Source organism: Atribacteraceae bacterium (genome assembly GCA_035477455.1).
GTDB lineage: Bacteria > Atribacterota > Atribacteria > Atribacterales > Atribacteraceae > DATIKP01.
Map to the genome: position 1 here is coordinate 1 of DATIKP010000007.1, position 5,767 is coordinate 5,767.

Annotated in this window: 5 protein-coding genes; 2 read left to right on the forward strand and 3 right to left on the reverse strand. The window is 52.0% G+C overall.

Features of this window, described 5'->3' with window-relative positions:
* The first annotated feature begins 221 nt into the window (after positions 1-221).
* Positions 222-1,139, forward strand: coding sequence for an ROK family protein (locus VLH40_00280; protein HSV30447.1), 918 nt, complete (start codon positions 222-224; stop codon positions 1,137-1,139).
* The gene (locus tag VLH40_00285; GenBank protein HSV30448.1) at positions 1,136-2,176 is read left to right on the forward strand and encodes a uroporphyrinogen decarboxylase family protein; all 1,041 of its coding nucleotides are present in this window, start codon (positions 1,136-1,138) and stop codon (positions 2,174-2,176) included. The genes VLH40_00280 and VLH40_00285 overlap by 4 nt, the downstream gene beginning before the upstream one ends.
* A 132-nt stretch (positions 2,177-2,308) precedes the next feature.
* Here VLH40_00285 and VLH40_00290 read toward each other — a convergent pair whose 3' ends face one another.
* The 3 genes from VLH40_00290 to VLH40_00300 form a co-directional block, all read right to left on the reverse strand.
* Positions 2,309-3,256 carry an aldo/keto reductase gene (locus VLH40_00290; protein HSV30449.1) on the reverse strand — a complete coding sequence of 316 codons (948 nt, stop codon included), beginning with the start codon at positions 3,254-3,256 and terminating at the stop codon, positions 2,309-2,311.
* An 86-nt stretch (positions 3,257-3,342) separates the two neighbouring features.
* Positions 3,343-5,325 (reverse strand): methyltransferase domain-containing protein, encoded by a 1,983-nt coding sequence (locus tag VLH40_00295; protein HSV30450.1) that lies wholly within the window; start codon positions 5,323-5,325, stop codon positions 3,343-3,345.
* A 230-nt stretch (positions 5,326-5,555) separates the two neighbouring features.
* On the reverse strand, positions 5,556-5,767 hold a 212-nt coding region (locus VLH40_00300), incomplete at its 5' end, for a hypothetical protein (GenBank protein HSV30451.1).

A 5,767-nucleotide genomic window follows, 5' to 3' on the forward strand; every position in this document is an offset into this window, starting at 1 on the left:
AATCAATGTTTAATTAATTATACCGATTCTGGAAACGATTAGCCAGAACAGGAAATGAGATATAATGGGGAAAAGCGTATACGAGATTCCAAATTCGAGATGCAAGGTTTCAAGAATAAACGACCCCGCCGCAAGCGGCGGGGAATGAATCCTGAGAGATGCAAGGTTAAAAGTAACCATTCTTGAATCTTGAATTGATCTTTATTGGGAGTGAACAGAGCATGCCATTTTCAGTAGGTGTGGACCTGGGAGGGACAAAGATCGCTGCTGTTCTGGTTGACGAAACTCTGGAGGTTATCTCGTTCGAGAAAATTGCCGTGGATTCTTCCCGCGATGTCAACACCGTTATCCGTCAGGTTGGTGATCTAGCCGCGCGTTTTCTCGAAAAGATCCCCCCTCAGGAAGAAACAACCGGCTTAGGTCTTTCTTTTCCGGGGCTCCTGGATCTTGAACGGGAAAGACTGGTTTTTTCGGAAAATCTCAACTGGCGGGACATCCCGGTCGGGGAAATGATCCGCAGTGTCATCAAAACGCCTTTTTTCCTGGAACATGACGTCCGCTGCGGCGCGATCGCCGAACTTCATTACGGAGCCGGTAAGGCGTTCCAGGATTTAGTTTACGTCAGCGTAGGAACCGGAATCTCAGGGATTCTCGTCTGGAAACGTCGTATTATCCGGGGCGCCCATGGTGTTTCGGCTGAATTGGGTCATACGGTCATCGAACCGGGAGGTCCGCTTTGCCGATGTGGGAACCATGGGTGTCTGGAAGCGCTCGCCTCGGGAAGCGCCCTGGAGCGGGAAGCCTTCCATGTCTCCAGAAAGCCGGTTCGCGGCGAAGATGTTCTGACCAAGGCCCGAAAAGGGGAGTTTCCTTTCACGGCTATCGCGGGTCGGGCTGGATATTATCTGGCCCTTGGCCTGGCAAATCTGGCGGAAATTTTCGATCCAGAGGTCATCATTCTGGGAGGCGGAGTCATTGAAGCAGGACAATTCTTTATTGATCTTGTATGTCGTTCCCTAAAGACCCACCGTTTCGGCCTGGGAACTGCTCCCAGGATCCTGCCAGGCCGTTTCAAAGGGAAGGCCAGCGTAATGGGGGCCGCGGCAATCCCCTTACTCAAGCGGGAGGGCGTTTTATGACCGCAAAAGAACGGGTTCAAATGGCTGTTTCTCGGCAACCTTACGGAGGGCTGCCCCACCAGGTCGAATTTACCCGGAGGATGCGAAAAATAGTGGAAACCCACTTCAGGCTAACCGATGAAGAGCTTTCTATCGCCCTCGGTAACCACATCCGGTATATCGATACTCATCAGAAAGCGACCGTTGACCGCGAGCGGGGGATGGACTTCGACCTGTTCGGAGTCGGATGGGATTTGGTTAAATCAGAAGGTTACCTGCCTGTCTTCCATCCCTTGAATGATTGGAAGAACGCCTCTTCCTTCTCTTTCCCCGACCCGGGAGATCCAATTCTTTACCGGGATGCCGAGAAAATCACGGAGCAAATGCGGCAGGAATATTTCATCCTGGGCAGCCAGGGGTGGGTTTTGATGGAGCGGGCCTGGCTTCTCCGGGGGTTCGAAAATTTTATGACCGATATCGCCGAGAACCGGTCGGCCCTGGAAATTCTCCTCGACCGGATCACCGAATGCCAGATCGAAGTCACGAAGAATTTGATCAAGCTCGGGGTGGACGGGATTTATACCGGTGACGATTACGGGACCCAAAGAGGTCTTCTGCTGTCGCCAGCCCTGTGGAGGAGCCTCCTGAAACCCCGGTTGGCGGCGATCTGGAAAATCGCCAAACAAGCCGGTCTGCCAGTTTTTCACCACAGTTGCGGCAACGTCTTTGCCATTCTTGACGACCTGCTTGAAATCGGTCTCGATGTCCTGCTGCCCGTTCAGCCCCAGGCCATGGACATCAGGGTGCTCCAAGAACAATTTGGATCCCGGCTCTCGTTCATGGGAGGACTGAGCACCCAGGAGACACTGCCCTTCGGTACGCCAAAACAGGTCAGGGAAGAAACCGGCCGGCTGATCGATATTTTGGGAAAACATCATGGCTACATTGTCTCCGCCTCCCATGAAATTGGCTCAGATTGCAGCATAGCAAACCTCACCGCTTTCCTGGAAGAAATCAGCCACCGGAACGGGAGTGCCATACCTGTGCTCTCAATATAGTGAACGGCAAGAGAGAGCAGAGAACCACTATGCAGAGCTGATAGGGGATGCTATTCGTAAAGACCCAAGCACAGGCTAACCCGAGGAGAAAGCCCCCTCGGGTTAGCGAGATTAAGATAGCTTCGCGGTCCGTTATTTCAAAAACCCTTCGATGGTATCGACATCTTCCGGAGAGAGATTGAATTCGCCGGCTTTGACAGTTTCGGCTATCTGGTTGGGATTGCGCGCTCCCACAATGGCTGAGGTCATTTCCGGCCTCCGCAGCACCCAGGCAATGACCAACTCTCCCACCGTTTTTCCGTAGCGTCCGGCCATGGCCCGGAGCTTTTCCACCAGCTCCAAATTGGCACTGATCTGTGGTTCCTGGAACATCGGATCGTTGCGCCTGTGATCATCCGGAGCAAGCCCCTGTACCCGCTCCCTGGTCATCTTCCCGGTCAACAGCCCTTTTTGCATAGGACTATACGCTACGACCCCGATCTTTTGTGCACCGCAATAGGGGAGAATCTCGACTTCGACATCCCGCTTCAACATACTGTAGGGCGGCTGCAAAGAGGCAATCGGGTGAATAGCCTGAATCCGCTTCATCTGCGCGACACTGAAGTTGGATACCCCGATGTAACGGACTTTTCCTTCCTTGACGAATTCCGCCATGGCTTCCCAGCCTTCTTCAATTTCCTCGTCGGGGACCGGCCAGTGAATCTGGTAAAGGTCGATGACCTCGACCCGCAAGCGGCGCAGGCTCGCTTCAAGTTCCCGCCGGACACTCTCGGCCTTGATCCGGTTGCCGATGTTTCCCTGGCTGTCCCAAACCAGTGCACACTTGGTAGCGATCAGGGGTTTTTCGGACATCTCCCTGATCGCTTGGCCAATCATTTCTTCCGAGTGCCCCAATCCATACACAGCGGCAGTGTCTATCCAGTTCACACCCAATTCGATCGCTTTTTTGATGGCGGCAATCGACTCGGCATCATCCTGGGGACCCCAGCTGAACTTCCAACCACCTCCGCCGATAGCCCAGGCTCCAAAACCGATCACTGAGAGATTGAGGTCGGTCCATCCAAGTTTACGAAATTGCATGATGCAATCCCCCTTTCAGTGCGAACGGATACCTGAAATCCTTCATTCTATCATAACAAATCAAATCGCTCTCCGGTTTGACGTCCTCAAACGGTTAACAGTTCTTCGTTTTTTACTTCATGCGGCGTTTCGGTTTCCTTGCCGGCAAGGCCCAACCGTATTTCAGCAGACTTGAGAATGGTTTCAAGAACTTCCGGATATTTCATGTGGGCAAAGCGAGCCATTTTGACCAAATGACCGTCCCAACACCAACCCGGGTTAGGGTTCACCTCCAGGAGCTTCGGAGAACCTCCGGCATCCAATCGCCAGTCAAAACGTACATAGTCCCGGCACTCCAGCCGTTCAAACAATTTCAAGGAGTTTTCCACCATAATTTTTTCCACTTCTTCCGGAAGGCGAGCCGGTACGGATTGAATTTTCCAGTATGGTGATTCGGGAATCCATTTCGCTTCATACCCACAGATCCAGGGAAGTTCTGGCGGGAGGGCAGAATAATCCTCTTCAATCAAGGGAAGCACGGTATAGGAGTCGGGAGGATTACCCAGAATGCCCAAGCTCAGGTCCTTTCCAGGCAAAAACTCCTCAACCAGGATGGGCTTATCATAGCCGAATTGTTCCCGGATCTGGGTGACCGCATTGATCAATTCCTCCATTTGGGTCGCGACACTTCGCTGGGTTATGCCGAAACTTGAATCTCCGTAATTCGGTTTAACGATAACCGGAAAATTAATCGACAATTCAAAGGTCGTCTGTTCAGGCTGCACGAAGCAGGCCGCAGGCACGGGAACCCCCATTTCCTTGGCTACCCCCCGCACCAGGGATTTGTCATAACAAAACGCCAGGCATTGCGGGTTGGAACCGGTGTACGGGATATCCAACATTTCCAGGATGGCCGGGACATGCAGTTCTTTGCGCGGATCGTTTTTAAAACCTTCATCGCAGAGGTTGAAGACAAAATCCACTCGGTTCTTCAGCCGGAACAATTCCCGGATCAGGCTTTCGTGGTCATCGAGATAGAAAAACCGGTAACCGGTCAATTCCCGAAGGGCGGACTTGAGCTGATCAATGGTATAGATGTCGTCATCGTCAAAAATCGAGCCAGGCTTGAGCAGGTCGGGTTTGACGGGATCCCCCAGGAGCACTGCCACATTACGAATGCCGTTGGCACCTTTTTTCCTGACCGGTGCCCAGTTTTTCTTGACCCTGGCCGAGACGATCAAGCGCTGAGCCATCATGCCCAAGTCCTGGTTGCGCTGGGATACCGGGGAAAATTCAGTATGGTAATTCACCTCGGACAACCCGCCGGACTGCAGTAACTCAGCCAGACTCTCCCGGGCATAAAGTCTTTCTCCGTAGAATTGGTCCACTACCACGCCTTTTTCCACGTGGTTGATAATCTCCCGGGAGATCAATCGCTCTTGGTCTTTCGACAAGGATCGCTCCCGGCAAACAAAATACTTGCGGTCAATCCATTCCCAGGAACGGGGTTGAAAGTGTTTTTTCAGGTATTCACCATCGGCTACATCAACCAGGATACGACCCCAGGGCTTTAACACCCGGGCGACCTCTCTCAACACTCGCAAATCATCCTGGATGGACTCAAAGTAACCGAAGCTGTTTCCCAGGATCAACACCACATCAAAAAAATCCACCGGGTAGGGTAAACGGCGGGCATCACCTTCCCGAAATTGAATGGACAGTTTTTCTTTTTTTGCCGATGCCTTGGCTTTTTGAATCAAGTAATGCGACCGGTCCAGCCCAAAAAGATGTTTCAGCCCCCGGCGGGCCAATTCGAGCGAATGCCGTCCCTGGCCGCAGCACAGATCGAGTACTCGTTCTTCCACCTGCAGAGGAACCGCCTGAACATAGAGATCGACTTCTTGCCGGGTGATTTCCCGGTCGTCGACTACATCGGCATCGGTTTTCAAATAGAGTGAATTGAAAATCCGACACCACCAATCGGGAAAGACATGCTCCTCCAGATCGCAAACCGGCCCCAGGGTCTTCGGACCTTTTGCACCGTTTTTCTTTTTTACCGCGAGGCTGTTTTTCGATAGAGCCTCTTTCATGCTGAATTGCCTCCCTTGTGAAGAAATGGTATATGAGTCAACGCAAGAAAGTATAAATGCGGAAAAACCTTAAAGAAATCTTCAAAGGAGAATGAAGATGCTATCGACGATAGTCAAAACTTTCATGACCTCATTCAGTTTATTGTTGAGACTTGATAGACAGATATCAATCATTCCTGAACGGTATCCCGGTAGAGGGTTTGATGGTATCAATGACCTGGATGGTGTGTTCATAGAGGTTCCGGATAAAAGGGTGCAGATTCACCGAATTTTTCCAGGATGATAAAATAATAATCGACTACAAACTGCACTTTCCGGATCCGGCCCCGGGCTTGCCACAGCCGGTCCCTGATGAGCCCGAACACATCCCCCCCCTGAAAGGTCACCACCAGAGGCTGACTCAACGGGATGCTCGAGTGTGCAATCATGGCCTCGTGGTTAG